This window comes from Pseudomonas sp. 1176_21 (assembly GCF_052850635.1).
The window spans coordinates 422,912-448,523 of the sequence record NZ_VXCV01000004.1 but is presented as its reverse complement, the minus strand read 5'-3'; the positions used below and the strand labels follow the sequence as shown (position 1 = coordinate 448,523).

22 protein-coding genes are annotated in these 25,612 nt (G+C 63.9%); 4 read left to right on the top strand and 18 right to left on the bottom strand.

Annotation, left to right across the window (positions count from 1 at the left end):
• Positions 1 to 33 precede the first annotated feature (33 nt).
• Entirely contained in the window at positions 34 to 327 is a 294-nt protein-coding gene (locus FW760_RS12885) for a GIY-YIG nuclease family protein (RefSeq protein WP_258662045.1), read from the top strand.
• Here FW760_RS12885 and yejK read toward each other — a convergent pair.
• On the bottom strand, positions 308 to 1,315 hold the full coding sequence (gene yejK, locus FW760_RS12880) for a nucleoid-associated protein YejK (protein ID WP_043862439.1): 1,008 nt from the start codon (positions 1,313 to 1,315) through the stop codon (positions 308 to 310). The two genes, FW760_RS12885 and yejK, sit on opposite strands and share 20 nt — an antisense overlap.
• A gap of 408 nt (positions 1,316 to 1,723) precedes the next feature.
• Here yejK and FW760_RS12875 point away from each other — a divergent pair, with 408 nt between their 5' ends.
• On the top strand, positions 1,724 to 2,005 hold the full coding sequence (locus FW760_RS12875; RefSeq protein ID WP_009398256.1) for an HU family DNA-binding protein: 282 nt from the start codon (positions 1,724 to 1,726) through the stop codon (positions 2,003 to 2,005).
• A 72-nt stretch (positions 2,006 to 2,077) separates the two neighbouring features.
• On the opposite strand, the gene rlmF is transcribed toward FW760_RS12875, so the two are convergent.
• The 5 genes from rlmF to FW760_RS12850 form a co-directional block, all read right to left on the bottom strand.
• Positions 2,078 to 3,040, bottom strand: coding sequence for a 23S rRNA (adenine(1618)-N(6))-methyltransferase RlmF (gene rlmF, locus FW760_RS12870; protein WP_043862438.1), 963 nt, complete (start codon positions 3,038 to 3,040; stop codon positions 2,078 to 2,080).
• A 112-nt stretch (positions 3,041 to 3,152) separates the two neighbouring features.
• Positions 3,153 to 5,999, bottom strand: coding sequence for a valine--tRNA ligase (locus FW760_RS12865; RefSeq protein WP_043862437.1), 2,847 nt, complete (start codon positions 5,997 to 5,999; stop codon positions 3,153 to 3,155).
• A gap of 170 nt (positions 6,000 to 6,169) precedes the next feature.
• Positions 6,170 to 6,535, bottom strand: coding sequence for a hypothetical protein (locus tag FW760_RS12860; RefSeq protein ID WP_043862436.1), 366 nt, complete (start codon positions 6,533 to 6,535; stop codon positions 6,170 to 6,172).
• A 2-nt stretch (positions 6,536 to 6,537) separates the two neighbouring features.
• Complete coding sequence (locus FW760_RS12855) at positions 6,538 to 6,966, bottom strand: DNA polymerase III subunit chi (protein WP_043862523.1); 429 nt, start codon at positions 6,964 to 6,966, stop codon at positions 6,538 to 6,540.
• A gap of 51 nt (positions 6,967 to 7,017) precedes the next feature.
• Positions 7,018 to 8,511 (bottom strand): leucyl aminopeptidase, encoded by a 1,494-nt coding sequence (locus FW760_RS12850; protein ID WP_054916377.1) that lies wholly within the window; start codon positions 8,509 to 8,511, stop codon positions 7,018 to 7,020.
• Positions 8,512 to 8,798: 287 nt separating this feature from the next.
• On the opposite strand from FW760_RS12850, the gene lptF reads away from it, so the two are divergent.
• Positions 8,799 to 9,914 carry an LPS export ABC transporter permease LptF gene (gene lptF / locus FW760_RS12845; RefSeq protein WP_043862434.1) on the top strand — a complete coding sequence of 372 codons (1,116 nt, stop codon included), beginning with the start codon at positions 8,799 to 8,801 and terminating at the stop codon, positions 9,912 to 9,914.
• Positions 9,907 to 10,968, top strand: a complete 1,062-nt coding sequence (gene lptG, locus FW760_RS12840) for an LPS export ABC transporter permease LptG (protein WP_054916376.1) — start codon at positions 9,907 to 9,909, stop codon at positions 10,966 to 10,968. The genes lptF and lptG overlap by 8 nt, the downstream gene beginning before the upstream one ends.
• 83 nt (positions 10,969 to 11,051) lie before the next feature.
• Here lptG and FW760_RS12835 read toward each other — a convergent pair whose 3' ends face one another.
• From FW760_RS12835 to arcD, 12 genes are all read right to left on the bottom strand, one after another.
• Complete coding sequence (locus FW760_RS12835) at positions 11,052 to 11,540, bottom strand: RDD family protein (RefSeq protein WP_043862432.1); 489 nt, start codon at positions 11,538 to 11,540, stop codon at positions 11,052 to 11,054.
• Positions 11,541 to 11,637: 97 nt separating this feature from the next.
• On the bottom strand, positions 11,638 to 11,850 hold the full coding sequence (locus tag FW760_RS12830) for a cold-shock protein (protein WP_003175786.1): 213 nt from the start codon (positions 11,848 to 11,850) through the stop codon (positions 11,638 to 11,640).
• Positions 11,851 to 12,190: 340 nt separating this feature from the next.
• Positions 12,191 to 13,315 (bottom strand): glycine cleavage system aminomethyltransferase GcvT, encoded by a 1,125-nt coding sequence (gene gcvT / locus FW760_RS12825; RefSeq protein ID WP_116052955.1) that lies wholly within the window; start codon positions 13,313 to 13,315, stop codon positions 12,191 to 12,193.
• A gap of 29 nt (positions 13,316 to 13,344) precedes the next feature.
• Complete coding sequence (locus FW760_RS12820; protein ID WP_078479978.1) at positions 13,345 to 14,721, bottom strand: L-serine ammonia-lyase; 1,377 nt, start codon at positions 14,719 to 14,721, stop codon at positions 13,345 to 13,347.
• Positions 14,722 to 14,821: 100 nt separating this feature from the next.
• Positions 14,822 to 17,677, bottom strand: a complete 2,856-nt coding sequence (gene gcvP / locus FW760_RS12815) for an aminomethyl-transferring glycine dehydrogenase (protein ID WP_116052958.1) — start codon at positions 17,675 to 17,677, stop codon at positions 14,822 to 14,824.
• A 10-nt stretch (positions 17,678 to 17,687) separates the two neighbouring features.
• Positions 17,688 to 18,071, bottom strand: a complete 384-nt coding sequence (gcvH, locus tag FW760_RS12810) for a glycine cleavage system protein GcvH (protein WP_043862428.1) — start codon at positions 18,069 to 18,071, stop codon at positions 17,688 to 17,690.
• Positions 18,072 to 18,325: 254 nt separating this feature from the next.
• Positions 18,326 to 19,843, bottom strand: coding sequence for a sigma-54-dependent transcriptional regulator (locus FW760_RS12805; RefSeq protein ID WP_100633036.1), 1,518 nt, complete (start codon positions 19,841 to 19,843; stop codon positions 18,326 to 18,328).
• 137 nt (positions 19,844 to 19,980) lie between these two features.
• Positions 19,981 to 20,340, bottom strand: a complete 360-nt coding sequence (locus tag FW760_RS12800) for a DUF5064 family protein (protein WP_043862426.1) — start codon at positions 20,338 to 20,340, stop codon at positions 19,981 to 19,983.
• A gap of 54 nt (positions 20,341 to 20,394) precedes the next feature.
• Positions 20,395 to 21,324, bottom strand: coding sequence for a carbamate kinase (gene arcC / locus FW760_RS12795; RefSeq protein ID WP_043862425.1), 930 nt, complete (start codon positions 21,322 to 21,324; stop codon positions 20,395 to 20,397).
• 52 nt (positions 21,325 to 21,376) lie between these two features.
• The gene (locus FW760_RS12790) at positions 21,377 to 22,387 is read right to left on the bottom strand and encodes an ornithine carbamoyltransferase (protein WP_116052961.1); all 1,011 of its coding nucleotides are present in this window, start codon (positions 22,385 to 22,387) and stop codon (positions 21,377 to 21,379) included.
• A gap of 82 nt (positions 22,388 to 22,469) precedes the next feature.
• A complete protein-coding gene (gene arcA, locus FW760_RS12785) occupies positions 22,470 to 23,726 on the bottom strand; it encodes an arginine deiminase (RefSeq protein ID WP_116052963.1) in 1,257 nt (418 codons plus the stop codon).
• A 33-nt stretch (positions 23,727 to 23,759) separates the two neighbouring features.
• Positions 23,760 to 25,187 carry an arginine-ornithine antiporter gene (gene arcD / locus FW760_RS12780; protein WP_054915088.1) on the bottom strand — a complete coding sequence of 476 codons (1,428 nt, stop codon included), beginning with the start codon at positions 25,185 to 25,187 and terminating at the stop codon, positions 23,760 to 23,762.
• Positions 25,188 to 25,612: the final 425 nt, after the last annotated feature.

Here is a 25,612-nt window from a genome sequence, read left to right as displayed (position 1 = left end):
AGCTGTCGCCTTCACTCCTGTACGCAGATGCCCGTGACCGAAACCCCCACCTTTCGCAAACCCTGGTATGTCTATCTGGTACGCACCGCCAACGGTTCGTTGTACTGCGGCATCAGTGACAACCCCGAGCGCCGTTTCAATGCCCATCAGAGCGGCCGCGGTGCGCGTTACTTCAGCACCAGCCCGGCAGTGGCGTTGGTGTATGTGGAAGCCTGGCCGGACAAGGCCGAGGCGCTGCGCCAGGAACGCCTGGTGAAGAAGCTGCGCAAGTCGGCCAAGGAGGCACTGGTGGCCTCCTGGACGGGGCTCAGTCCTTGCGACGCTTGAGCTGATCGGTGAGCTGGGTGGGCAGGCCCTTGATGATCAGGGTGCCGGCCTCTTCGTCGTACTCGATCTTCGAGCCCAGCAGGTGTGCCTCGAAGCTGATCGACAGGCCCTCGGCGCGGCCGGTGAAGCGGCGGAACTGGTTCAGGGTGCGCTTGTCGGCCGGGATCTCCGGCGACAGGCCGTAGTCCTTGTTGCGGATATGGTCATAGAAGGCCCGCGGGCGGTCCTCGTCGATCAGTTCCGACAGCTCGCTCAGGGTCACCGGCTCGCCTGCCTTGGTCTGGCTGGTGGCGTACTCGACCAGGGTCTGGGTCTTTTCGCGGGCGGCTTCCTCGGGCAGGTCCTCGCTCTCGACGAAGTCGCTGAAGGCCTTGAGCAGGGTGCGGGTCTCTCCCGGGCCGTCGACGCCTTCCTGGCAGCCGATGAAGTCGCGGAAGTACTCCGAGACCTTCTTGCCGTTCTTGCCCTTGATGAACGAGATGTACTGCTTGGACTGCTTGTTGTTCTGCCACTCGGAGATGTTGATGCGAGCAGCCAGGTGCAGCTGGCCCAGGTCCAGGTGGCGCGAGGGGGTCACGTCCAGGTCGGCGTTCACCGCCACACCTTCGCTGTGGTGCAGCAGGGCGATGGCCAGGTAGTCGGTCATGCCTTGCTGGTAGTGGGCGAACAGTACGTGGCCACCGGTGGACAGGTTCGACTCTTCCATCAGTTTCTGCAGGTGCTCGACGGCCACGCGGCTGAAGGCGGTGAAGGTCTTGCCTTCATCCAGGTATTCCTTCAGCCAGCCGCTGAACGGATGGGCGCCGGACTCGGCGTGGAACAGGCCCCAGGCTTTGCCCTGTTTGGCGTTGTAGCTGTCGTTGAGGTCGGCCAGCAGGTTCTCGATGGCGGTCGACTCGGCCAGTTCCGAGTCGCGTGCGTGCAGCACGGCAGGGCTGCCATCGGGTTTCTTGTCGATCAGGTGGACGATGCAATGACGGATCGGCATGGGATTCTCGGCTGAAAATAGGGCGCGACATACAGCGCTGCAAAGCGGCCAAGTGTAACCCAGCCGGGGGCTTGAGCAGGGTATGGATGTGTGTCGACGCAAGGGTTGTTCATTTTTTGTGCGATTTTTTGCGAAATTTGCTGCAAACCCCCGAAAAACCAGAACATTTGGCCTGTGGGAGGCGGATATTTATCGCTTCGTGTGGTAGTTTTGCCCGGTCTTGCGCACCGCGTGTGGCGCATTGCTGGCAGACCGCTGATGTCACGTCGAACCAAACGCATTTTTGTGTATCTACATACGCGATTGGCAATGGATATACCCCGGACCGCCGAAGACTCGCGGGTCTGGGCCGATGGCTGACGCTGCACTCTGCAAACCAACTGAATTTGATAGGGAAGGAACACCACCATGGCATTGACCAAAGACCAACTGATCGCCGATATCGCCGAAGCTATCGACGCGCCGAAAACCACCGCGCGTAACGCTCTGGAGCAACTGGGCCAGATCGTTGCTGATCAACTGGAAAATGGCAGCGAAATCACCCTGCCGGGTATCGGCAAGCTGAAGATCACCGAGCGTCCTGCCCGTACCGGTCGTAACCCTTCGACTGGCGCCGCCATCGAAATCGCTGCCAAGAAAGTCGTCAAGTTCGTTCCAGCCAAAGTGCTGACCGACGCTGTAAACAAGTAATTGTAAACAGCTTCTGAAAACCGCGTCCGGTGCGAACCAGGCGCGGTTTTTTTGTGGGTGCTGCGCATGCCCCTAGGGGGCGGGTTTCGTCCAGCGCAGCTGGCGCCACGCTGCGCGCGCCTGAGGTGTCTGGAAGGTCCAGGCCACCAGGCGGCTCTGCTTCTGCCCCTGGCCCATCTCCAGCACGCGGTGCTCTACTGCGCCGGCCTTGTTCAGGGCCGCCTCGATACCCGGCAGGTTCGATGCCTTCGACACCAGGCTGCTGAACCACAGCACCTGCTGGCCCAGGGCCACGCTTTCATTCACCAGCTGGCTGACAAAGCGGATTTCACCGCCTTCGCACCACAGCTCGTTGTTCTGCCCGCCAAAGTTCAGTACCGGCAGCTTGCGCTTGGGGTCGGCCTTGCCCAGCGCCCGCCATTTGCGCTGGCTGCCACGGGTGGCTTCGTCACGCGAGGCGTGGAAGGGCGGGTTGCACAGGGTGACGTCGAAGCGTTCGTCGCTCTTTAGCAGGCCGGCGAGGATCTGCCGAGCATTGCCCTGCTGGCGCAGGCTGATGACCTTGCCCAGGCCGTTGGCCTGCACGATGGCCTTGGCGGCGCCCAGGGCCACCGGGTCGATGTCCGAGCCCAGGAAGCGCCAGCGGTAGTCGACGTGACCCAGCAGCGGATAGATGCAGTTGGCCCCGACCCCCACATCCAGTGCCTGGATCATCGCACCCCGCGGAATCTCGCCACCGTTGTCGGTGGCCAGCAGGTCGGCCAGGCCATGCAGGTAGTCGGCGCGGCCGGGTATGGGCGGGCACAGGTAGTCGGCCGGGATGTCCCAGTGCTGGATGCCGTACTGGGCCTTGAGCAGGGCGCGGTTGAACACGCGCACTGCCTCGGGGTCGGCGAAATCGATGCTCGGCTTGCCGTGGGGGTTGGTGATCATGAAGCGGCCCAGCTCCGGGCTGCTCTTGATCAGTTGCGGGAAGTCGTAGCGACCCTGGTGGCGGTTGCGCGGGTGCAGGGTGGGTTTGTTGGGTGTGGTCATGTTTGTGTCCGGTGAAAAGCATCGCGGGTCAAGCCCGCTCCCACAGGGCTGCATGCACAGTTCCTGGTGGGAGCGGGCTTGACCCGCGATGGCGTCGCTGTGATCAGCGCTATTACAAGGCGGCAATCCGCGCATGCTGCTCGGTGAAGTTGGCCAGGGCCTGTTCGGCCTCGGCCAGCTTGGCGCGCTCCTTGTCGATCACCGCAGGCGGCGCCTTGTCGACGAACGCCGGGTTGGACAGCTTGCCGCCCACCCGCTGCACTTCGCCTTGCAGGCGCTGGATTTCCTTGTTCAGACGCGCCAGCTCGGCATCCTTGTCAATCAGCCCGGCCATCGGCACCAGCACCTGCAGGTCACCGACCAGGGCGGTGGCGCTCAGCGGCGCCTCGTCCTGCTCGCCCAGCACGGTGAAGGATTCGATCTTGGCCAGCTTCTTGAGCAGTGCTTCGTTTTCCTGCAGGCGACGCACGTCTTCGGCACTGGCGTTCTTGAGGAACAGCTGCAATGGCTTGCCCGGGCCGATGTTCATTTCGCCACGGATGTTGCGCACGCCCAGCATCAGTTCCTTGAGCCACTCGATATCGCCTTCGGCCGCTTCATCGATGCGGCTTTCGTTGGCCACCGGCCACGGCTGCAGCATGATGGTCTTGCCTTCGATACCGGCCAGTGGCGCCAGGCGCTGCCAGATTTCCTCGGTGATGAACGGCATGAACGGGTGCGCCAGGCGCAGCGCCACTTCCAGCACGCGGACCAGGGTGCGGCGGGTGCCGCGCTGGCGTTCGACCGGTGCGTTCTCGTCCCACAGTACCGGCTTGGACAGCTCCAGGTACCAGTCGCAGTACTGGTTCCAGATGAACTCGTACAGCGCCTGGGCGGCCAGGTCGAAGCGGAACTGGTCCAGCTGGCGGGTCACTTCGGCTTCGGTGCGCTGCAGCTGCGAGATGATCCAGCGGTCGGCCAGCGACAGCTCGTAGGCCTCGCCGTTCTGGCCGCAGTCCTCGCCCTTGTCCAGCACGTAGCGCGCGGCGTTCCAGATCTTGTTGCAGAAGTTGCGATAGCCTTCGACGCGGCCCATGTCGAACTTGATGTCGCGACCGGTGGACGCCAGCGAGCAGAAGGTGAAGCGCAGGGCATCGGTGCCGTAGCTGGCGATGCCTTCGGGGAACTCGGCCTTGGTCTGCTTGGCGATCTTGTCGGCCAGCTTGGGTTGCATCAGGCCGCTGGTGCGTTTCTCCAGCAGCGCGTCCAGGGTGATGCCGTCGACGATGTCCAGCGGGTCGAGCACGTTGCCCTTGGACTTGGACATCTTCTGGCCCTGGCCATCACGAACCAGACCATGCACGTACACGGTCTTGAACGGCACTTGCGGGGTACCGTCCTCGTTCTTCACCAGGTGCATGGTCAACATGATCATCCGGGCAACCCAGAAGAAGATGATGTCGAAACCGGTCACCAGCACGTCGGTGGAGTGGAAGGTCTTGAGGAATTCGGTCTGCTGCGGCCAGCCCAGGGTGGAGAAGGTCCACAGGCCCGAGCTGAACCAGGTGTCGAGCACGTCGTTGTCCTGGTTCAGGACCACGTCGTCGCCCAGCTGGTGCTTGGCGCGCACTTCTTCTTCGCTGCGCCCCACATAGACCTTGCCCGACACGTCGTACCAGGCCGGAATGCGGTGGCCCCACCACAGCTGGCGGCTGATGCACCAGTCCTGGATGTCGCGCATCCAGGAGAAATACATGTTCTCGTACTGCTTGGGCACGAACTGGATGCGGCCGTCTTCGACAGCGGCGATCGCAGGCTCGGCCAGCGGCTTGGTCGACACGTACCACTGGTCGGTCAGCCATGGCTCGATGATGGTGCCGGAGCGGTCGCCCTTGGGCACTTTCAAGGCGTGGTCGTCGACGCTGACCAGCAGGCCTGCGGCATCCAGGTCGGCAACGATCTGCTTGCGCGCCACGAAGCGGTCGAGGCCGGCGTAGGCGGCAGGCAGGCTGGCGTCCAGGCTTTCGTTCAGGCTGCCGTCGAGGTTGAACACCTGGGCTGCCGGCAGCACCGCGGCGTTCTTGTCGAAGATGTTGAGCAGCGGCAGGTTGTGGCGCTTGCCGACTTCGTAGTCGTTGAAGTCGTGGGCCGGGGTGATCTTCACGCAGCCGGTGCCGAATTCGGGGTCGCAGTAGTCATCGGCGATGATCGGGATCAGGCGACCGACCAGCGGCAGCTTGACGAACTTGCCGATCAGCGCCTGGTAGCGCTCGTCGTTCGGGTTGACGGCCACGGCGGCGTCGCCGAGCAGGGTTTCCGGGCGGGTGGTGGCGACCACCAGGTGGTCCTTGCCGTCGGCCGTGGTGGCACCGTCGGCCAGCGGGTAGCGCAGGTTCCACAGATGGCCTTTCTCGTCGTGGCTTTCCACTTCGAGGTCGGAGATCGCCGTGTGCAGCTTGGTGTCCCAGTTGACCAGGCGCTTGCCGCGGTAGATCAGGCCATCTTCATGCAGGCGCACGAAGGCTTCCTTGACCGCTTCGGACAGGCCGTCGTCCATGGTGAAGCGCTCGCGGCTCCAGTCTACCGACGAGCCCAGGCGGCGGATCTGGCGGCTGATGTTGCCACCGGACTGATCCTTCCATTCCCAGACTTTCTCGAGGAATTTGTCGCGGCCCAGGTCGTGACGGTTCTGGCCCTTGGCCTCCAGTTGACGCTCCACCAGCATCTGCGTGGCGATGCCGGCGTGGTCGGTGCCTGGTTGCCACAGGGTGTTGCGACCCTGCATGCGGCGAAAACGGATCAGGGCGTCCATGATCGCGTTGTTGAAGCCGTGACCCATGTGCAGGCTGCCGGTCACGTTCGGCGGCGGGATCATGATGGTGTACGAATCGCCCGCGCCTTGCGGGGCGAAATAATTCTCTGACTCCCAGGTGTTGTACCAGGAAGTTTCAATGGCGTGCGGCTGGTAGGTCTTATCCATGCGCGGCGGGACCCTATGGCATTTATTCAGGAAAGCCGAGAAGTATAGCGGGGATAAGGGCCGGGGCGTAGCGTGAGGTGCGGGAGTGGGGCAAAAAACTGTGGGGAATTCTTCGCGTAGGAGCCGGCCTTGCCGGCGAAGCGAGCCAAAGGCTCGCCCCCCGTTTTTGATTACGAGCGTGAGTTCAACAACCGCTCCAGGCGGGCATCCAGGCGTCGCTTGATCTCGTTCTCGATATGCGGGGTAAAGTCCTTGATCACATCCTGCATGATCAACTGCGCCGCCGCGCGCAGTTCGCTGTCCAGGTGCAGCAGGGTGTCCTGGCGGCGCGCCTGCGGGTCGGGCTCGGCAGCCGGCTCGGCAGCCACCGGGGCCCGCGCTGCCGGTTCGGCCGGCTCGAGCAGCAACGGTATCTGCTCCTCGACGGTCTCGGTCAGCAGTGGCGGTTCCAGGGCATCGTCACCCAGCAACTGGCGAATCGACTCCAGATCGTCCAGCAAATGCGCAGGTTTTGGCATGGGGGCAGGTTTGTCCATCATCAGAGTCGCTGTAAACGGTGGTCTTGCAGAGCATAGCCCTGTTCACGGTAGAAACGGAAACTCTCCCGCGCCGCCGCACGAATGGCCGGCTCCTCCACCACGATCTCGGCAATGCGGGCAAAGCGTGCGGCAAAACCGGGTACCTTCAGGTCGAGATTGACCAGCAGGTCCTGATGATCGCCCGGGTCGTCACCGACCCCCAGCGCCACCGCGCCGTGCGGGTCGTCCTCGAGCGCGCTGTGGGGCACGAAGGCCTCGCCCTTGAACGCCCACAGCCGCGCATCCAGCTCGTCGCGCTGGGCCGCATCGCTGCAGTTGAGGTACACGCGGTGCCCAAGGCGCCAGGCCTTTTCGCACAGCTTGCAGGCGAAATCCAGCCGCGCGGCAGGCGCGGGGCTGGGCAGGATATAGAAGTCGACTTTGCTCATGGTGGGGTGGCCCACCGGCTACGCCTTGCAGCGCGGCCGGTGGACGGCGCCTCAGGCGTTGGCGCGGTCGAGCAGGTATTGGGTCAGCAGCGGTACCGGGCGGCCAGTGGCGCCCTTGTCCTTGCCGCCGCTGGTCCAGGCCGTGCCGGCGATGTCCAGGTGGGCCCAGTGGTAGGCCTTGGCAAAGCGCGACAGGAAGCAGCCGGCGGTAATGCTGCCCGCCTTCGGGCCGCCGATGTTGGCGATGTCGGCGAACGGGCTGTCGAGCTGCTCCTGGTATTCGTCGAACAGCGGCAGTTGCCAGGCGCGGTCGTCGGCACGCTTGCCGGCGTCCAGCAGTTGGCCGATCAGTTCGTCGTCGTTGCCCATCAGGCCCGAGGTATGGCTGCCCAGGGCGACGATGCAGGCGCCGGTCAGGGTGGCGATGTCGATCACTGCCTGCGGCTTGAAGCGCTCCACGTAGGTCAGTGCGTCGCACAGCACCAGGCGGCCTTCGGCGTCGGTGTTGAGGATTTCGACGGTCTGCCCGCTCATGGTGGTGACGATGTCGCCCGGACGGCTGGCGCCACCGCTGGGCATGTTCTCGGCACAGGCCAGTACACACACCAGGTTGATCGGCAGCTTGAGTTCGAGCACGGCACGCAGGGTGCCGAACACGCTGGCTGCACCGCCCATGTCGTACTTCATTTCATCCATGCCGGCACCGGGCTTGAGGCTGATGCCGCCGGTGTCGAAGGTGATGCCCTTGCCCACCAGTACGTAAGGCTTCTCGCTCTTCTTGGCGGCGCCCTGGTAGCTGAGCACGATCAGGCGTGGCGGCTGATCGCTGCCCTGGCCCACGGCGTAGAACGCGCCCATGCCCAGGTCCTTGATCTTCTTCTCGTCCAGCACCTCGACCTTGAGGCCCTTGAACTCCTTGCCCAGCGCCTTGGCCTGTTCGGCCAGGTAGCTTGGGTGGCAGATGTTCGGCGGCAGGTTGCCCAGGTCGCGGGTGAAGCCCATGCCGTTGGCGATCGCGGTGGCGTGCTTGACGGCGCGCTCCACCTCGGCCAGGCCGGCCTTGTCGCTGAGCAGGGTGATCTTCTTCAGGGCGATCGGCTCGGCCTTCTTGCTCTTGTAATGATCGAATACATATTGACCATCGAGCAGGCTCTCGGCCAGCAGGCGTACCTTGCCGTAGTTGGCATCGCGGCCGGTCACGGCAACGTCGTCCAGTGCCAGCACCGCATCGCTGCCAGCCAGGCCCTTGAGCACGTTGAGCACGCTGCCCGCCAGCTTGCGCCAGGCGCGGTCGGCAAGGGCGTCCTTGCCGGTCCCCACCAGCAATACGCGCTCGGCCTTGACCCCGGCCAGGCCTTGCAGCAGCAGGGTCTGCCCGACCTTGCCGGCCAGGTCGCCGCGCTTGAGCACTGCGCTCAGGGCGCCGTTGCTGGCGTCGTCCACGGCCTTGGCGGTAGCGCCCAGTGTGCGGCCTTCACCCACGCTCAGTACCAGGGTGGCGGTTTTCAAGGATGCTGCGGCTACGCTTTTTACAACCAATTCCATGTCAGGGTCCCCGAATGAACTGTCAGTGCGCGCTGGCGGTGCAGGCGCTCGAAGCGGCCTGGCGCGCCGTGGCGGGCCAGTCAGAAAGCGCCCAGTTTGAGCCTGCGGCGGGCGCGCTGACAACCCCGAGATGAAGCTTTGCACGGCGCCAAGTGACAGGCACGGCCATTCACAGGATAATGCGCGCACTTTTGTCCGGGTTCGCCTTTGGCGGGCGGGCGACTATCTTGGTTGCAACGTTTTCCCTTGTTCGGCTGTCCGAGCCTGACAACCCAGGAGTGTCTGGTTTGATCGTCTTCCGTTATCTGTCCCGCGAGGTCCTGGTGACCTTGAGTGCCGTCAGCGCTGTGCTGCTGGTCATCATCATGAGCGGGCGCTTCATCAAATACCTGGCCCAGGCGGCCCAGGGCATGCTCGATCCGGGCGTACTGTTCCTGATCATGGGCTACCGCCTGCCGGGCTTTCTGCAACTGATCCTGCCGCTGGGCCTGTTTCTGGGCATCCTGCTGGCCTACGGCCGGCTGTATCTGGAAAGCGAGATGACCGTGCTCTCGGCAACCGGCATGAGCCAGCAGCGCCTGCTGGGCATGACCCTGATGCCGGCTGCACTGATCGCGGTGCTGGTGGCCTGGCTGAGCCTGAGCCTGGCGCCCCAGGGCGTGACCCAGGTATCGCAGATCATCAACCAGCAGGATGCGCTGACCGAGTTCGACACCCTGGTGCCGGGCCGCTTCCAGAACCTGCGCGACGGTTCGCGGGTCACCTACACCGAGCAGCTGTCGGATGACCGTTCAAAGCTGGCCGGCGTGTTCATTTCCGAGAAGCGCCTGTCCCAGGACAAGAGCAAGGACCGTGGCATCTCCGTGCTGGTGGCCGAAAAGGGCCGTCAGGAAGTGCAGGCCGACGGCAACCGCTACCTGATCCTTGAAAACGGCTACCGCTACGACGGCAACCCGGGCCAGGCCGATTACCGCGCCATCAAGTACGACACCTACGGTGTGCTGCTGCCCAAGCCGGAGGTCAGCCAGGAAGTCACCGAGCGCGAGGCCATCCCGACGTCCGAACTGATCGGCAGTACCGGGCTGCGCGAGCGTGCCGAACTGCAGTGGCGCCTTTCGCTGCCGCTGCTGGTGTTCATCGTGACCCTGATGGCGGTGCCGCTGTCGCGGGTCAACCCGCGCCAGGGCCGTTTCCTCAAGCTGCTGCCGGCGATCCTTCTGTATATGGCTTACCTGACGATTCTGATTGCCGCCCGCGGCGCCCTGGAGAAAGGCAAGTTGCCGATCGGCCTGGGCCTGTGGCCGGTGCATGGGCTGTTCCTGCTGATCGGCCTGGGCCTGATGTTCTGGGAACCGCTGCGCCTCAAGCGTGCCAGCCGTCGTGCGGAGGTGGCCCGTGGCTAAACTCGATCGCTATATCGGCCAGAGCGTGTTCATGGCCATCATCGCCGTGCTGGGGATCATCCTCGGCCTGGCGTCGCTGTTCGCCTTCATCGACGAGATGGGCGACATCAGCGATACCTACACCTTGTGGGACGCGGGCAACTACGTGCTGCTGACCGCGCCACGGCGCCTGTACGACATGCTGCCGATGGCCGCGCTGATCGGCTGCCTGATCGGCCTGGGCAGCCTGGCCAGCAGCAGCGAACTGACCATCATGCGCGCTGCCGGCGTGTCCATCGGGCGCATCGTGTGGGCGGTCATGAAGCCGATGCTGGTACTGATGCTGATCGGCGTGCTGATGGGCGAGTACCTGGCACCCGTGACCGAGAACAAGGCCCAGGCCGACCGTTCGCTGGCGCAGGGTGGCGGTGAGGCGCAAAGCTCCAAGCGCGGCCTGTGGCACCGCCAGGGCGAAGAGTTCGTGCACATCAACACCGTGCAGCCCAATGGGCTGTTGCTGGGCGTGACGCGTTATCGCTTCGACAACGAGCGTCACATGCAGACCTCCAGCTTTGCGCGCAGGGCGCAATACACCCAGGGCCACTGGGAACTGACCGACGTGACCACCACGCACTTCCGTGGGGACCACACCGAAGTCATCCACAATGCCGAGGAGCGCTGGGACGTCGCGCTGACCCCCGAGCTGCTCAGCACCGTGGTACTGGCGCCCGAGTCGCTGTCGATCAGCGGGCTGTGGGACTACATTCATTACCTCTCCGACCAGGGCCTGAACAACGCGCGCTACTGGCTGGCGTTCTGGACCAAGGTGCTGCAACCGGTGGTCACGGCGGCGCTGGTACTCATGGCGGTGTCGTTCATCTTCGGCCCGCTGCGTTCGGTGACGCTGGGCCAGCGGGTGTTCACCGGGGTGCTGGTGGGCTTCGTGTTCCGCATCGCCCAGGACCTGCTGGGCCCTTCGAGCCAGGTGTTCGGCTTCCCGCCGCTGCTGGCGGTGGTGATCCCGGCGGCAATCTGTGCGCTGGCGGGGGTGTGGTTGCTACGCAGGGCGGGGTAGCGATTACCCTGGCCAACAAAAAGCCGACCTCAGGGTCGGCTTTTTCATTGGTTGCCTGTGCCGGCGAACGGGGCGCTGCGGTTCTACTTCTTGCGCTTGGGAATCCGCACCAGCTGGGTTTCCGAGTACATGTCATGCCAGGCGCGTTTTTTCTTGTCCACCAGCGACCACAGAAACCCCAGGCCCAGGCACAGCCACGACGCAATCGACACCACAAAGCGCAGCAGTGCCTGCCACAGGCTGATGGCACTGCCGTCGGCATTCTGCACGCGGATGCCCCATACCTGCATGCCAAGGGTCTGGCCGCCGTGGGTCCAGAACTTGGCGAAGAAGCCGAACAGCATGAACAGCAGAACGGTCGACAGCAATGGATCGCCATCCAGCGCCCCCGCCTCGGTCAGGGCGCGCATGCGCGTCTCGCCGATGATCGCCATCTGCACCATCTTGTACACCAGCGTGGTCACCATCAGCAGGGCGGTGCACAACAGGAAGTCATAGAACATCGCGGCCAGGCGACGGCCCAGGCCGACCACGGGGAACTCGCCCTGTGGTTGAAGAAGTTGCTTGGGCATGCGCTCAGGCTCCGGGTGACAAAGCGCCCATTCTACGGAATTGCGCGCACAAAAAAGCCCCTGCTGTTGCCAGCAGGGGCTCTTTCGTTGATGAAGATCAGGCTTCGGCTTGAACTTCGTCGGCTTGCATGCCTTTTTGGCCCTGCACAGCAACGAAGGTCACTTTCTGGCCTTCTTTCAGGCTCTTGAAGCCGTTGCCCTGAATAGCGCGGAAGTGTACGAACAGATCCGGACCGCTTTCTGGAGTGATGAAACCAAAACCTTTCTCGTCGTTAAACCACTTGACGGTACCGCTCTGACGTTGGGACATTGTCTTATTTCCTTTGAAACTTAGAATTAGTAACAGTTTCTTTCATTGAAAGAGTACTGGGCTGGGTTGCAGGAAAGTAAGAGACGTCGAACGGGTTGTAGCAAAACTCGGCGCTACTGCCCAGGTCACGAACCATAGCGACCCATGCAAACACAGTGCAGTGAATCTACACTCATTTCGATTGCAAAAACAAGTCCCGCAGAGCGCCGCACCACGGGGCCTGGCGGGAAATTTCCGGGGCTGTTTGCGGGCCGCTGTCGGGCGTGTTCGAAAGTTGTAAAACGCGTTCGAAAACGAATATCCCGAACGCGCCATGACACCTTGTTTCAATTGCGCTGTATCAGCCGCGATAGTAGCGCTGGGCAACGAACGGCATCTTGCTGACTTTCATCGCCACCCGTTTGCCGCGCACGATGGCCCACAGCGGTGTATCGAGCGCTGCATGGGCCTGGTCCACATATCCCATCGCCACTGGCGCGCCCAGCGTGGGCCCGAAGCCTCCGCTGCAGATGCTGCCGACCACCGTGCCGGCCTCATCCACGATCTCGGCCCCTTCGCGCACCGGGGTACGCTCCTGCGGCAGCAGGCCGACGCGCTTGCGCGCCACGCCGCTGTGCTGCTGGGCGAAGATCGCAGCAGCGCCGGGGAAGCCTCCCGCCCGCGAGCCATCGGCGCGGCGTACCTTGGAGATGGCCCACAGCAGGCTCGCCTCGATCGGCGTGGTGTCAGCATTCATGTCATGCCCGTACAGGCACAGGCCGGCTTCCAGGCGCAGCGAGTCGCGCGCGCCCAGGCCGATGGCGGCCACTTCCGGCTCGGCCAGCAGGTGACGGGCCAGGGCCTCGGCGCTGGCGCTGGGCACACTGATCTCGAAGCCGTCTTCGCCGGTGTAGCCCGAACGGCTCACGTAGCAGTCCACGCCCAGCAACACCACGGGCTTGAACTGCATGAAGGTCATGTCCGCCACCTCGGGGGCCAGGCGCTGCAGCACCTTGACCGCCGCCGGGCCCTGCAGGGCCAGCAGGGCGCGCTCTTCGAACAGCGGCTGCACCTGGCACAGCGTGCCGATGTGCTGGCGCAGGTGGGCCAGGTCCTGGTCCTTGCAGGCGGCGTTGACCACCAGGAACAGTTCGTCGTTGCCCAGGTTGGCCACCATCAGGTCGTCGAGGATGCCGCCCTGTTCGTTGGTGAACATCGCGTAACGCTGCATGCCCACCGGCAAATCGATGATGTCGACCGGCACCAGGGCTTCCAGGGCCTTGGCGGCATCGGCGCCCACCAGGCGGATCTGGCCCATGTGCGACACGTCGAACAGGCCGGCCTGTTCGCGGGTGTGCAGGTGCTCCTTGAGCACTCCCAGCGGGTACTGCACGGGCATGTCGTAGCCGGCGAACGGCACCATGCGCGCGCCCAGTTCCAGATGCAGGGCATGAAGCGGTGTTTGCAGCAGTGTGTCGGTGGACATTGATGACTCCTTCTAGAGGCTTGAGGTTGTCAGCACTCGATGATGTTGACGGCCAGACCGCCGCGGGCGGTCTCCTTGTATTTGCTTTTCATGTCGGCGCCGGTCTGGCGCATGGTGCGGATCACCTTGTCGAGCGAGACGAAGTGCTGCCCGTCGCCGCGCAAGGCCATGCGCACCGCGTTGATCGCCTTGACCGAGCCCATGGCATTGCGTTCGATGCAGGGCACCTGGACCAGCCCGCCAATCGGGTCGCAGGTCAGGCCCAGGTTGTGTTCCATGCCGATTTCGGCGGCGTTCTCGACCTGTTGCACGCTGCCGCCCAGCACCTCGCACAGGGCCCCGGCTGCCATCGAACAGGCCACCCCGACCTCACCCTGGCAGCCCACCTCGGCCCCCGAGATCGAGGCGTTTTCCTTGTACAGGATGCCGATGGCAGCGGCGGTGAGCAGAAAGCGCACCACGCCGTCTTCGCTGGCCCCCCCGATGAAGCGCATGTAGTAGTGCAGCACCGCCGGCACGATGCCGGCAGCGCCATTGGTGGGTGCGGTGACCACTCGACCGCCGGAGGCATTCTCTTCGTTGACCGCCAGGGCATAGAGGTTGACCCAGTCGAGTACCGACAGCGCATCGCGCAGGCTCGCCTCGGGGTTGGCGCACAGCTGGCGGTGCAGGGCCGCAGCGCGGCGCTTGACCTTGAGCCCGCCGGGCAGAATGCCCTCGTTGCGACAGCCGGCAGCCACGCAGTCCTGCATCACTTGCCAGATGTGCAGCAGGCCGCTGCGAGTCTCGGCCTCGGGGCGCCAGGCCGATTCGTTGGCCAGCATCACCTGGCTGATGCTCAGGTGATGCGTGGTGCAGTGGCCAAGCAGTTCCCGGGCCGTCTTGAACGGGTAGGGCAGTGTGGTGCTGTCCTCGACGATACGGTCGGCCCCGGCGGCGCCTTCGTCGACCACGAAACCGCCGCCCACCGAGTAGTACTCGCGGCTGCGTACCTGCAGGCCGGCGGCGTCGAAGGCACGAAAGATCATGCCGTTGGGGTGAAAGGCCAGCGGCTTGCGGATCATCGCCAGGTGCTGTTTTTCGTTGAACTCGATGGCGTGCTCGCCCAGCAGGTAGAGCTGCCCGCTGCTGCGGATCGCCTGCAGGCGCGCTGCGATGGTGTCGGTGTCGACGCTGTCGGGGTGTTCGCCCTCAAGCCCCAGCAGCACCGCCTTGTCGCTGCCGTGGCCCTTGCCGGTGGCGCCGAGCGAGCCGTACAGCTCGACCTTGACGCTGGCGGTACTGGCCAGCAGGTCGTCGCGGCGCAGGCCCTCGGCAAAACGCGCGGCTGCGCGCATCGGCCCGACGGTATGGGAGCTGGAGGGGCCGATGCCGATCTTGAACAGGTCGAAGACGCTGAGTGACATGGTCGTACCCTCGTGCAGGTTGAAAAGCTTCGCCGGCAAGGCCGGCCCCTACAGATGCGCGCGGGCTCTGCAGGAGCCGGCCTTGCCGGCGAAGAGGCCCTCAGGCGTCCTGATAGCTTTCGATCGACGGGCAGGCGCAGATCAGGTTGCGGTCGCCGAACACGTTGTCGACACGCCCCACGGGTGGCCAGTACTTGGCCTCCACCAGCGATGGCAGCGGGTACACCGCCTGCTGGCGGCTATAGCCGTGGGGCCATTCGCCGGCCAGTTCGGCCGCGGTATGCGGGGCGTTCTTCAGCGGGTTGTCGTCCTTGTCCAGGCTGCCGTTCTCCACTGCGCGAATCTCTTCGCGAATACAGATCATGGCGTTGCAGAAGCGGTCCAGTTCCTCCTTGGCCTCGCTCTCGGTCGGCTCGATCATCAACGTGCCGGCCACCGGGAACGACATGGTCGGGGCATGGAAGCCGAAGTCGATCAGGCGCTTGGCCACGTCGTCGACGCTGATGCCGCTGCTGTCCTTGAGCGGGCGCAGGTCCAGGATGCACTCGTGCGCCACCAGGCCATTGCCGCCGGTGTACAACACAGGATAGTGCTCTTCCAGGCGGCGGGCGATGTAGTTGGCATTCAGGATCGCCATCTGCGACGCACGCTTGAGCCCGGCGCCGCCCATCATGCGGATGTACATCCAGGTGATCGGCAGGATGCTGGCACTGCCGAACGGCGCTGCGCATACCGCGCCCTGGGGGTTGTGCAGGTGCGCATGGCCCGGCAGGAACGGCGCCAGGTGCGCCTTGACGCCGATCGGGCCGACGCCCGGGCCGCCACCGCCGTGGGGGATGCAGAAGGTCTTGTGCAGGTTCAGGTGGGACACGTCGCCGCCGAACTTGCCCGGGGCGCACAGGCCGACCATCGCGTTCATGTTGGCGCCGTCGATGTACACCTGGCCGCCGTTGTCGTGGATGATCGCGCAGATCTCGCCGATGGCCTCCTCGAACACACCGTGGGTGGACGGGTAGGTGATCATCAGCGCAGCCAACTGGTCGCGGTGCTCGATGGCCTTGGCGCGCAGGTCGTCGATGTCGACATTGCCACGGGCATCGCACGCAGTGACCACCACGCGCATGCCGGCCATGTGTGCGGTGGCCGGGTTGGTGCCGTGGGCCGATGAGGGAATCAGGCAGATATCGCGGCGGGCATCGCCCCGGCTCTGGTGGTAGGCGCGGATCGCCAGCAGGCCGGCGTACTCGCCCTGCGAACCGGCGTTGGGCTGCAGCGACACGGCGTCATAGCCAGTGGCGGCGCACAGCATGGCCTCCAGCTCGTCGGTCAGCTGCTGGTAGCCCTGGCTCTGCTCGGCGGGGGCAAAGGGGTGCAGGTTGCCGAACTCGGCCCAGGTCACCGGGATCATTTCGCTGGCGGCATTGAGCTTCATGGTGCACGAGCCCAGCGGGATCATGGTGCGGTCCAGCGCCAGGTCCTTGTCGGCCAGCTTGCGCAGGTAGCGCATCAGTTCGGTTTCGCTGTGGTAGCGGTTGAACACCGGGTGTTCGAGGATGGCCGACTGGCGCAGCAGGGCGGCCGGCAGTCGTGCTGGCGTGGCAGCGGCCAGCGCGGCGAAGTCCGGTACGGCCTGGCCATTGGCGAACAGCTGCCACAGGGCCTCGACATCGGCCTGGGTGCTGGTTTCATCCAGCGACAGGCCCAGGTGGTCGGCATCGATCTGGCGCAGGTTGAGCTGGCGGGCGCGCGCCTGTTCATGCAGCGCGGCAGTCGCGCCGCCGGTGGCCAGGGTCAGGGTGTCGAAGAACGCGGCGTTCTGCACGTTCACGCCCAGTGCCTTGAGGCCGCAGGCCAGGATCGCGGTCAGCTGGTGGGTGCGCTGGGCGATCTGCTTGAGGCCCTGCGGGCCGTGGTACACGGCGTACATGCTGGCGATGTTGGCCAGCAGTACCTGGGCGGTGCAGATGTTGCTGGTGGCCTTCTCGCGGCGGATGTGCTGCTCGCGGGTCTGCATGGCCAGGCGCAGGGCGGTCTTGCCGAAGCGGTCGATGGACACGCCGACCAGGCGCCCTGGCATGTCGCGCTTGAACGCATCGCGGGTGGAGAAGTACGCCGCATGCGGGCCGCCGAAGCCCAGCGGCACGCCGAAGCGCTGGGCGCTGCCGATGGCCACGTCGGCGCCGAACTCACCCGGCGGGGTCAGCAGGGTCAGCGCCAGCAGGTCGGCGGCTACCGCCACCAGCGCGTTGGCGGCGTGCAGGCGCTCCACCAGTTCGCGGTAGTCGAACACCTCGCCGTTGCTGGCCGGGTACTGCAGCAGGGCGCCGAAGAAGGCGCTCACGTCGCCCAGCTCGCGCTCGTCGCCCACCACCACCTCGATGCCCAGCGGCTCGGCACGGGTACGCAGCACGTCGAGGGTCTGCGGGTGGCAATGCACCGAGGCGAAGAAGGCGTGGCTGCCCTTGTTCTTGCTCAGGCGCTTGCAGAAGGTCATGGCTTCGGCGGCGGCCGTGGCTTCGTCGAGCAGGGAGGCGTTGGCGATCGGCAAGCCGGTGAGGTCGCTGATCAGGGTCTGGAAGTTCAGCAGCGCTTCCAGGCGGCCCTGGGAAATCTCGGGCTGATAGGGGGTGTAGGCGGTGTACCAGGCCGGGTTTTCCAGCAGGTTGCGCAGGATCGGTGCCGGGGTGTGGGTGTTGTAGTAGCCCTGGCCGATGAAGCTTTTGAACAGCTGGTTCTTGCCGGCGATGGCCTTGAGCGAAGCCAGGGCATCGGCTTCGCTCTGCCCGTCACCGAGCTCGAGCACGCTGGTGCCCTTGATGCTGTCGGGGATCACGGCGGCGCTCATGGCCTCCAGCGAGTCGAAGCCCAGGGTGGCGAGCATGGCCTGCTCGTCGGTGTCGCGCGGGCCGATATGACGGGCGATGAACTGATTGGCGGTGCCGAGGTTGATGGTCATGGTGATTTCCTCAGGCGTCGGCGTTGGCTTTGATCAGACGGTCGTAGGCGTCCTGGTCGAGCAGTTGCGCGACGGCGCCGGCATCGGCCGGGATGAAGCGGAAGAACCAGCCTTCGCCCAGCGGGTCTTCGTTGACCAGCTCGGGGCTGTCCTGCAGCTGTTCGTTGACTGCCACCACTTCACCGGTCAGCGGCATGTACACGCCGCTGGCGGCTTTGACCGATTCGACGGTGGAGGCTTCGGCCCCGGCTTCGTAGGTTTGCAGTTCCGGCAGTTGCACATAGACCACGTCACCCAGTGCGTTCTGGGCAAAGGCGGTGATCCCGACCGTGACGCTGCCGTCGGCTTCGGCGCGCAGCCATTCGTGATCTTCGGTAAAACGCAACTCGCTCATGGGAACTCCTCAGGGGTGCGGTAGGGCTCACCATCAGGCCAGCCCGGAACTGACATCTCCTTAGCAAGTTCGTGGCCATTTATAAAAAATGATTACAAATCAATTAGTTATGTATTTGTCGGCGCTGCTCGTTATGCAGGTCGTAGCGAAATCGCTACACCTGTCGAGTATTGAAAAAGCGCAGAGGGATCAAAACCTTGCATTACAGTGGCAAACGGGCGATGTAGCGAATTCGATACGGTGTATCGAATTCGCTACGGAAGGGTTTCCTTTCCGGGAATGCCATACTTGCGCAGCCGATGCGCAATAGCTGTGTGCGAAGTCTGCAAGCGACTGGCCAACTGGCGGGTGGAGGGGTAGGTGACGTAGAGCTTTTCCAGCAGGCCACGCTCGAAGTTCTCCACGGCCTGCTCCAGGCTGGCCACTTCACCATCGCTTTGGCGCGCCACCGAGGTGCCGGCAATGTCCAGGTCACCAATATCCACCAGGCTGCTCTCGCAGATGGCCGCAGCGCGAAAGATCACGTTCTGCAACTGGCGCACGTTGCCCGGCCAGCGGTTGCCCAGCAACGCCGGGTAGGTGCCCGGCGCCAGCCGGCACAGTGGACGCTGGATCTGCGTGCAGGCCTGGCGCATGAAGGCACGCGCCAGCATCAGGATGTCCTGGCCACGCTCGCGCAGCGGCGGCACTTCCAGGTTGAGCACGTTCAGGCGGTAGAACAGGTCTTCGCGAAAACTGCCTTCGGCAACCATCTTTTCCAGGTCGCGGTGGGTGGCGCTGAGGATGCGCACGTTGACCTTGACCTCGCGATCACCGCCCACGCGGCGAAAGCTGCCATCGCTCAGAAACCGCAGCAGCTTGGCCTGAAGGTAAGGCGACATCTCGCCGATTTCATCGAGAAACACCGTGCCCTGGTTGGCCAGCTCCATCAGCCCCGGCTTGCCGCCGCGTTGCGCGCCGGTGAAGGCACCGGGGGCGTAGCCGAACAGCTCGCTCTCGGCCAGGTTCTCCGGCAGCGCCGCACAGTTCAGTGCCAGGAAGGGTGCGTTGTGGCGGCTGCTGATGGCGTGGCAGGCACGGGCTACAAGTTCCTTGCCGGTGCCGGTCTCGCCGTGGATCAGCAGCGGCGCATCCAGCGCCGCCACACGCAGGGCGCGGGCCTTGAGGGTACGGATGGGCGGCGAGTCGCCGAGCAGCGCGTCGAAGCCTTCGGCATGGTCGTGGTGCAGGGCCGACAGGCGTTCGCCGATGCGGTTGGCCTGGTACAGCGTCAGCAGGGCGCCGGCGTTGGTGATCGGGGTGGCGTCGAGCAGCAGGGTCTGGCCGTTGAGGGTGACTTCGCGCAGGGGCAGGTGGAAACCCTGTTCGATCAGCGCATCGAGCAGTTGCGGGTCGCCGAACAGCTCACCCACCGAGCGGCCCTCCGGGTCCTGGCCGCACAGGGCAATCAATGCGGGGTTGGCCAGCAGCACATGGCCGGCGCTGTCCAGGGCCAGGACCGGGTCGCTCATGGCGGCGAGCAGGGCATCGAGTTGCAGGTGGCGGCGCTGTCCGGGGAGGATGTCGACCACTTTCACGCTTTGCACGCCGTGCACGTTGAACAGCGCGTCATGCAGCTCTTCGAGCACGTCGGGGCTCAGGGTCGGGGCGTCGATGTAGACGTTGGGCGGCACCATCTCCACGGCGTCCAGGTTGAGGTGGCGGGCACCGAGCAGGGCCAGCACTTCCTGGGTGATGCCGACGCGGTCGATGAAGCTGACGTGGATACGCATGGGGGATGTTCTGGCTTGCCGGGATGGCAAGTATGCCCTGCGACCGCTGCGCGGTCGAATCGCGGGTCAAGCCCGCTCCCACAGACGCAGGTGATTTTTGTGGGAGCGGGCTTGACCCGCGATGAGGTCGTGGTGAGCTAGCCCAGGTGCTCGGGCTTGACCGGGTCGCCCGATTTCACATCGAGCTGTGCGCGCACATCCTCGAACATCATGTCGTAGATCTTGTGCAGCGAGCTGATGCTGGCGGTTTTGGGCATGCCGTACTTCTGCGCGATGATCGAGGCCTGCCGCGCGAAGTCGAAGGCCTGGTCCTTGGGCATGAAGAAGGTTTCGTCCATCGGCTTGTCCTCGATGGTGCCATGCATGCGAAAACTCATGCCTTTGCCTTCCTTGGGATCCTGCTCAACCTTGTAGTCGATGCACAGGTTGTAGCTGTAATCGGCCTTGTTCAGCGCATGGCGCTCGATGTGCAGATGACCGGGTTCGAATATGGCCATGGCGGCTCCTCTGGAAGGTTGAAACGGGCGGACCTGCAGATCCGCCCAACTGCATCAACGGTAGTCGATACCCGGCTTGGACGTACTCACCCGAGTGCCGGCAGTGCCCTTGACGATGTCTTCGATATCGGCCAGCGAGCCGATAACCGCTACTTTGCCGGTGTGCCGGGCAAAGTCGCAAGCGGCCTGTACCTTCGGCCCCATGGAGCCTGCGGCAAAGCCCAGGCGCTCCAGTTCGTCCGGGTGGGCCTGGGCGATGGCTTTCTGGGTCGGCTTGTTGAAGTCGACATACGCCGCGTTCACGTCCGTGGCAATCACCAGCAGGTCGGCGTCCAGCTGTTCGGCCAGCAGCGACGAGCACAGGTCCTTGTCGATCACCGCCTCGATGCCCTGCAGCTTGCCGTTCTCACCATACATGGTGGGGATGCCGCCACCCCCGGCACAGATCACGATACTGCTCTTTTCCAGCAGCCACTTGATCGGGCGGATCTCGAAGATGCGCTTGGGTTTGGGGCTGGCCACCACGCGGCGGAACTTGTCGCCGTCGGCCTTGACCACCCAGCCTTTTTCCTTGGCCAGGCGCTCGGCTTCTTCCTTGCCGTAGACCGGGCCGATGAACTTGGTCGGGTCCTTGAAGGCAGGGTCGTTGGCGTCCACTTCCACCTGGGTCAGCAGGGTGGCGAAGGGCACCTCGAAATCCAGCAGGTTGCCCAGCTCCTGTTCGATGATGTAGCCGATCATGCCTTCGGTTTCGGCACCGAGCACGTCCAGCGGGTAGGCTTCGTCGGGTTTGTAGGATTGCGCCTGCAGTGACAGCAGGCCGACCTGCGGGCCGTTGCCGTGGGCGATGACCAGTTCGTTGCCGGGGTGGATCTTGGCGATCTGTTCGGCGGCGATACGGATGTTGGCGCGCTGATTGTCGGCGGTAAGGGGCTCGCCGCGGCGCAGCAGGGCGTTGCCGCCCAATGCAACAACGATACGCATGATGATGTCCTTTCTAGGGTGCAGGAGCCGGCAGCGCCGGCTCCCGGCGGGGTTACAGGTCGGCCAGGGTCGACACCAGGATCGCCTTGATCGTGTGCATGCGGTTTTCCGCCTGCTCGAAGGCGATGCAGGCCGGCGACTCGAACACGTCATCGGTCACTTCGATGCCGTTGGCCAGGTGCGGGTACTGCTCGGCGATCTGCTTGCCGACCTTGGTGTCGGAGTTGTGGAACGCCGGCAGGCAGTGCATGAACTTGGTGCGTGGGTTGCCGGTGGCCTTCATCAGCTCGGCGTTGACCTGGTATGGCAGCAGTTGCTTGATGCGTTCGCCCCAGGCTTCGACCGGCTCGCCCATCGATACCCACACGTCGGTGTGGATGAAGTCCACGCCCTTGACCGCAGCTTTCGGGTCTTCGGTGAGGGTGATGCGGGCACCGCTTTCCCCTGCGTACTGTTTGCAGCGTGCCACCAGGTCGTCATGCGGCCACAGGGCCTTGGGCGCACAGATACGCACGTCCATGCCCAGCTTGGAGCCGACCAGCAGCAGCGAGTTGCCCATGTTGTTGCGCGCATCGCCCAGGTAGGCGTAGCTGATGTCGTGGATCGGCTTGTCGGCATGCTCGCGCATGGTCAGCACGTCGGCGATCATCTGGGTGGGGTGGTATTCGTCGGTGAGGCCGTTGAACACCGGTACGCCGGCGAACTTGGCCAGTTCCTCGACCACTTCCTGCTTGAAGCCACGGTACTCGATGGCATCGTACATGCGCCCGAGCACGCGGGCGGTGTCCTTCATGCTCTCCTTGTGGCCGATCTGCGAGGAGTTGGGGTCGATATAGGTGACGTTGGCGCCCTGGTCATAGGCGGCCACTTCGAAGGCGCAACGGGTGCGGGTCGAGGTCTTCTCGAAAATCAGCGCAATGTTGTTGCCCTTGAGGTGCTGCTGCTCGGTGCCGGTGTACTTGGCACGCTTGAGGTCACGGGACAGGTCCAGCAGGTAGCGCAGCTCGCGCGGGGTGTGGTGTTCCAGGCTCAGCAGGCTGCGGTTGTGGATGTTGAACGCCATGATGTTGCTCCTGTTCTTTTAGAACGCAAAGGGCTGATCGGCCCGGCCGGCGCCTTGTGGGCGCGGCCGGACGATGGTCGTTTTAGTAGTCGATTGGGTCGCGCACGATCGGGCAGGTCATGCAGTGGCCGCCCCCACGTCCGCGGCCCAGTTCGCCGGCACTGATGGTGATGACCTCGACACCGGCCTTGCGCAGCAGGGTGTTGGTGTAGGTGTTGCGGTCGTAGCCGATGACCACGCCCGGCTCCACGGCCACCACGTTGTTGCCGTCGTCCCACTGCTCGCGTTCGGCGGCGAAGCTGTTGCCACCGGTTTCAACCACGCGCAGCTTGGGCAGCTTGAGGGCCTTGGCCACCACATCGAGGAAGCTGGCTTCTTCGCGGCGGATGTCGATGCCGCCCTGCTTGCCTTCGTCGGGTTGCAGGGTGAAGGCGACGATCTGGTTCACCACTTCGGGGAAGATCGTGACCAGGTCGCGGTCGCAGAAGCTGAACACGGTGTCCAGGTGCATCGCAGCGCGGGACTTCGGCAGCCCGGCCACGATCACGCGTTCCACGGCCTTGTTCTTGAACAGGTTCAGCGCCAGTTGGCCGATGGCCTGACGCGACGTGCGTTCGCCCATGCCGATCAGTACCACGCCGTTGCCGATAGGCATCACGTCGCCGCCTTCGAGGGTGGAGTTGCCGTGGTCCTTGTCCGGGTCGCCGTACCAGATCTCGAAATCGGCGTTGGTGAACTGCGGGTGGAACTTGTAGATGGCGGTGGTCAGCAGGGTCTCCTGGCGACGCGCCGGCCAGTACATCGGGTTCAGCGTCACGCCGCCGTAGATCCAGCAGGTGGTGTCGCGGGTGAACTGGGTGTTGGGCAGCGGCGGCAGGATGAAGCTGGAGTGGCCCAGGAAGTCGCGGAACATCTGGATGGTCTTGCCACCGAAGCTGTCGGGCAGGTCATCGGCCGAGACGCCGCCAATCAGGTACTCGGCGATGTGTCGCGGCTCCAGGCTGCGCAGCCAGGATTTCACTTCGTTGATCAGGCCCAGGCCCACCGAGTCGGCGGTGACCTTGCGCTCCAGAATCCAGTCCAGTGCTTCGGGCATGGCGACGATGTCGGTCAGCAGGTTGTGCATTTCCAGCACTTCGATGCCGCGCTCGCGCATCTTGGTCACGAAGTCGAAGTGGTCGCGCTTGGCCTGGGCGACCCAGAGTACGTCGTCGAACAGCAGTTCGTCGCAGTTGTTCGGGGTCAGGCGCTGGTGAGCCAGGCCTGGGGAGCAAACCATCACTTTGCGCAGTTTGCCGGCTTCGGAATGTACGCCGTACTTAGCTTTTTCCGTGGACATGGTTCATTTCCTCCAAGTTGCGAATACGGGGGGTTACAGAGTCAGGAAGCCGTCGTACAGGCCATAGGCCGCCACCAGGGCGCCAATGACTACGGCGGCGAAGATCAGCTTCTCCACGTTGGTAAAGATCGGTTGGCCCACCTCGCGCTTGGCCTTGGCGAACAGCACCACGCCAGGGGCATACAGCAGGGCCGAGAGCAGCAGGTACTTGACGCCACCGGCGTACAGCAGCCAGATGGCATAGAGCAGTGCGATACCGCCGATGATCAGGTCTTTCTTGCGTTCGGCCAGGGCCTGTTCATAGGTTTCGCTGCGCAGTGCCAGCAGGAACGCATAGGCCGCCGACCACAGGTAGGGCACCAGGATCATCGAGGTGGCGAGGTAGATCAGCGACAGGTAGGTACTGGCCGAGAACAGCGTGATGACCAGGAAGATCTGCACCATGGCGTTGGTCAGCCACAGGGCGTTGGCCGGCACGTGGTTGGCGTTCTCGCGGCGCAGGAACTCCGGCATGGTGTGGTCCTTGGCTGCGGCGAACATGATCTCGGCGCACAGCAGTACCCACGACAGCAGGGCCCCCAGCAGCGAGACGATCAGGCCGACGCTGATCAGCACCGCGCCCCAGTGACCGACCACGTGCTCCAGCACTGCGGCCATCGACGGGTTCTGCAGCTTGGCCAGTTCCGGTTGGGTCATGATGCCCAGCGACAGCACGTTCACCAGTACCAGGAACAGCAGCACGGTGATGAAGCCGATCACGGTGGCCTTGCCCACGTCGGAGCGTTTTTCGGCGCGGGCCGAGAAGATGCTGGCGCCCTCGATGCCGATGAACACCCACACGGTGACCAGCATCATGTTGCGCACCTGGTTCATCACGCTGCCCAGATCCGGGTTCATCGTGCCCCAGATGTCGGCGGTGAAGATGTCCAGCTTGAACGCGAACAGGGCAATCAGGATGAACAGCGCCAGTGGCACGACCTTGGCCACGGTGGTGACCAGGTTGATGAACGCTGCTTCCTTGATGCCGCGCAGCACCAGAAAGTGCACTGCCCACAGCAGGATCGAGGCACCGATGATCGCCGCCGGGGTGTTGCCTTCGCCGAAGATCGGGAAGAAGTAGCCCAGGGTGCTGAACAGCAGTACGAAGTAGCCCACGTTGCCCAGCCAGGCACTGATCCAGTAGCCCCAGGCGGACGAAAAGCCCATGTAGTCGCCAAAACCGGCCTTGGCGTAGGCGTATACGCCACCGTCCAGGTCAGGTTTGCGATTGGCCAGGGTCTGGAACACGAAGGCCAGGGTCAGCATGCCGATGGCGGTGATGCCCCAGCCGATCAGCACGGCGCCGACATCGGCGCTGGCGGCCATGTTCTGCGGCAGCGAGAAGATGCCGCCGCCGATCATGGAACCCACTACAAGTGCGACTAACGCACCCAGTCGTAGTTTTCCGGGAGTGTCTGACATTGGATAACTCCATTCCAGGAGAAGAGAGATGCCAGAATAAATCCAGCAAGCGTGACGAGAGCTGATTCAGGTCAGTTCATTGATACATTCCATTGTTGTTGAAGGACTTGAAGCGCTGCAGCCGGCGCCTCGCCGACACCCCGCAAGCCTTGTGCAATGGCACCTCCAGCCTTTTTCTAGAGCATTCGCTCTGAATGGCTGCGAGATTTGAAGCTAGTCGCTTTTACGGGTTTAGCAAATTTTTGACGAGAAAAGATCTTGTTTGCTTGATGAAGTAGATGGGGTACGCAAAACTCACTGTTTAGTTCGCCTCGGCATAGACGTACTAGTTATGAAGGTTATAGTTTTGAAGACAATCCACTATAAACGTCAGGGCTGTGCTTATATTTAGGCCTAGTGTGTAACAGCACCATGACAACGCGGGA

What these genes read in the sequence shown, in the direction of transcription:
- yejK (WP_043862439.1), bottom strand. Translation starts at nt 1,315, where the DNA reads ATGCCGATCCGTCATTGCATCGTCCACCTGATCGACAAGAAACCCGAT.
- FW760_RS12875 (WP_009398256.1), top strand. Translation starts at nt 1,724, where the DNA reads ATGGCATTGACCAAAGACCAACTGATCGCCGATATCGCCGAAGCTATC.
- rlmF (WP_043862438.1), bottom strand. Translation starts at nt 3,040, where the DNA reads ATGACCACACCCAACAAACCCACCCTGCACCCGCGCAACCGCCACCAG.
- FW760_RS12865 (WP_043862437.1), bottom strand. Translation starts at nt 5,999, where the DNA reads ATGGATAAGACCTACCAGCCGCACGCCATTGAAACTTCCTGGTACAAC.
- FW760_RS12860 (WP_043862436.1), bottom strand. Translation starts at nt 6,535, where the DNA reads ATGGACAAACCTGCCCCCATGCCAAAACCTGCGCATTTGCTGGACGAT.
- FW760_RS12855 (WP_043862523.1), bottom strand. Translation starts at nt 6,966, where the DNA reads ATGAGCAAAGTCGACTTCTATATCCTGCCCAGCCCCGCGCCTGCCGCG.
- FW760_RS12850 (WP_054916377.1), bottom strand. Translation starts at nt 8,511, where the DNA reads ATGGAATTGGTTGTAAAAAGCGTAGCCGCAGCATCCTTGAAAACCGCC.
- FW760_RS12835 (WP_043862432.1), bottom strand. Translation starts at nt 11,540, where the DNA reads ATGCCCAAGCAACTTCTTCAACCACAGGGCGAGTTCCCCGTGGTCGGC.
- FW760_RS12830 (WP_003175786.1), bottom strand. Translation starts at nt 11,850, where the DNA reads ATGTCCCAACGTCAGAGCGGTACCGTCAAGTGGTTTAACGACGAGAAA.
- gcvT (WP_116052955.1), bottom strand. Translation starts at nt 13,315, where the DNA reads ATGTCCACCGACACACTGCTGCAAACACCGCTTCATGCCCTGCATCTG.
- FW760_RS12820 (WP_078479978.1), bottom strand. Translation starts at nt 14,721, where the DNA reads ATGTCACTCAGCGTCTTCGACCTGTTCAAGATCGGCATCGGCCCCTCC.
- gcvP (WP_116052958.1), bottom strand. Translation starts at nt 17,677, where the DNA reads ATGACCATCAACCTCGGCACCGCCAATCAGTTCATCGCCCGTCATATC.
- gcvH (WP_043862428.1), bottom strand. Translation starts at nt 18,071, where the DNA reads ATGAGCGAGTTGCGTTTTACCGAAGATCACGAATGGCTGCGCGCCGAA.
- FW760_RS12805 (WP_100633036.1), bottom strand. Translation starts at nt 19,843, where the DNA reads ATGCGTATCCACGTCAGCTTCATCGACCGCGTCGGCATCACCCAGGAA.
- FW760_RS12800 (WP_043862426.1), bottom strand. Translation starts at nt 20,340, where the DNA reads ATGGCCATATTCGAACCCGGTCATCTGCACATCGAGCGCCATGCGCTG.
- arcC (WP_043862425.1), bottom strand. Translation starts at nt 21,324, where the DNA reads ATGCGTATCGTTGTTGCATTGGGCGGCAACGCCCTGCTGCGCCGCGGC.
- FW760_RS12790 (WP_116052961.1), bottom strand. Translation starts at nt 22,387, where the DNA reads ATGGCGTTCAACATCCACAACCGCAGCCTGCTGAGCCTGGAACACCAC.
- arcA (WP_116052963.1), bottom strand. Translation starts at nt 23,726, where the DNA reads ATGTCCACGGAAAAAGCTAAGTACGGCGTACATTCCGAAGCCGGCAAA.
- arcD (WP_054915088.1), bottom strand. Translation starts at nt 25,187, where the DNA reads ATGTCAGACACTCCCGGAAAACTACGACTGGGTGCGTTAGTCGCACTT.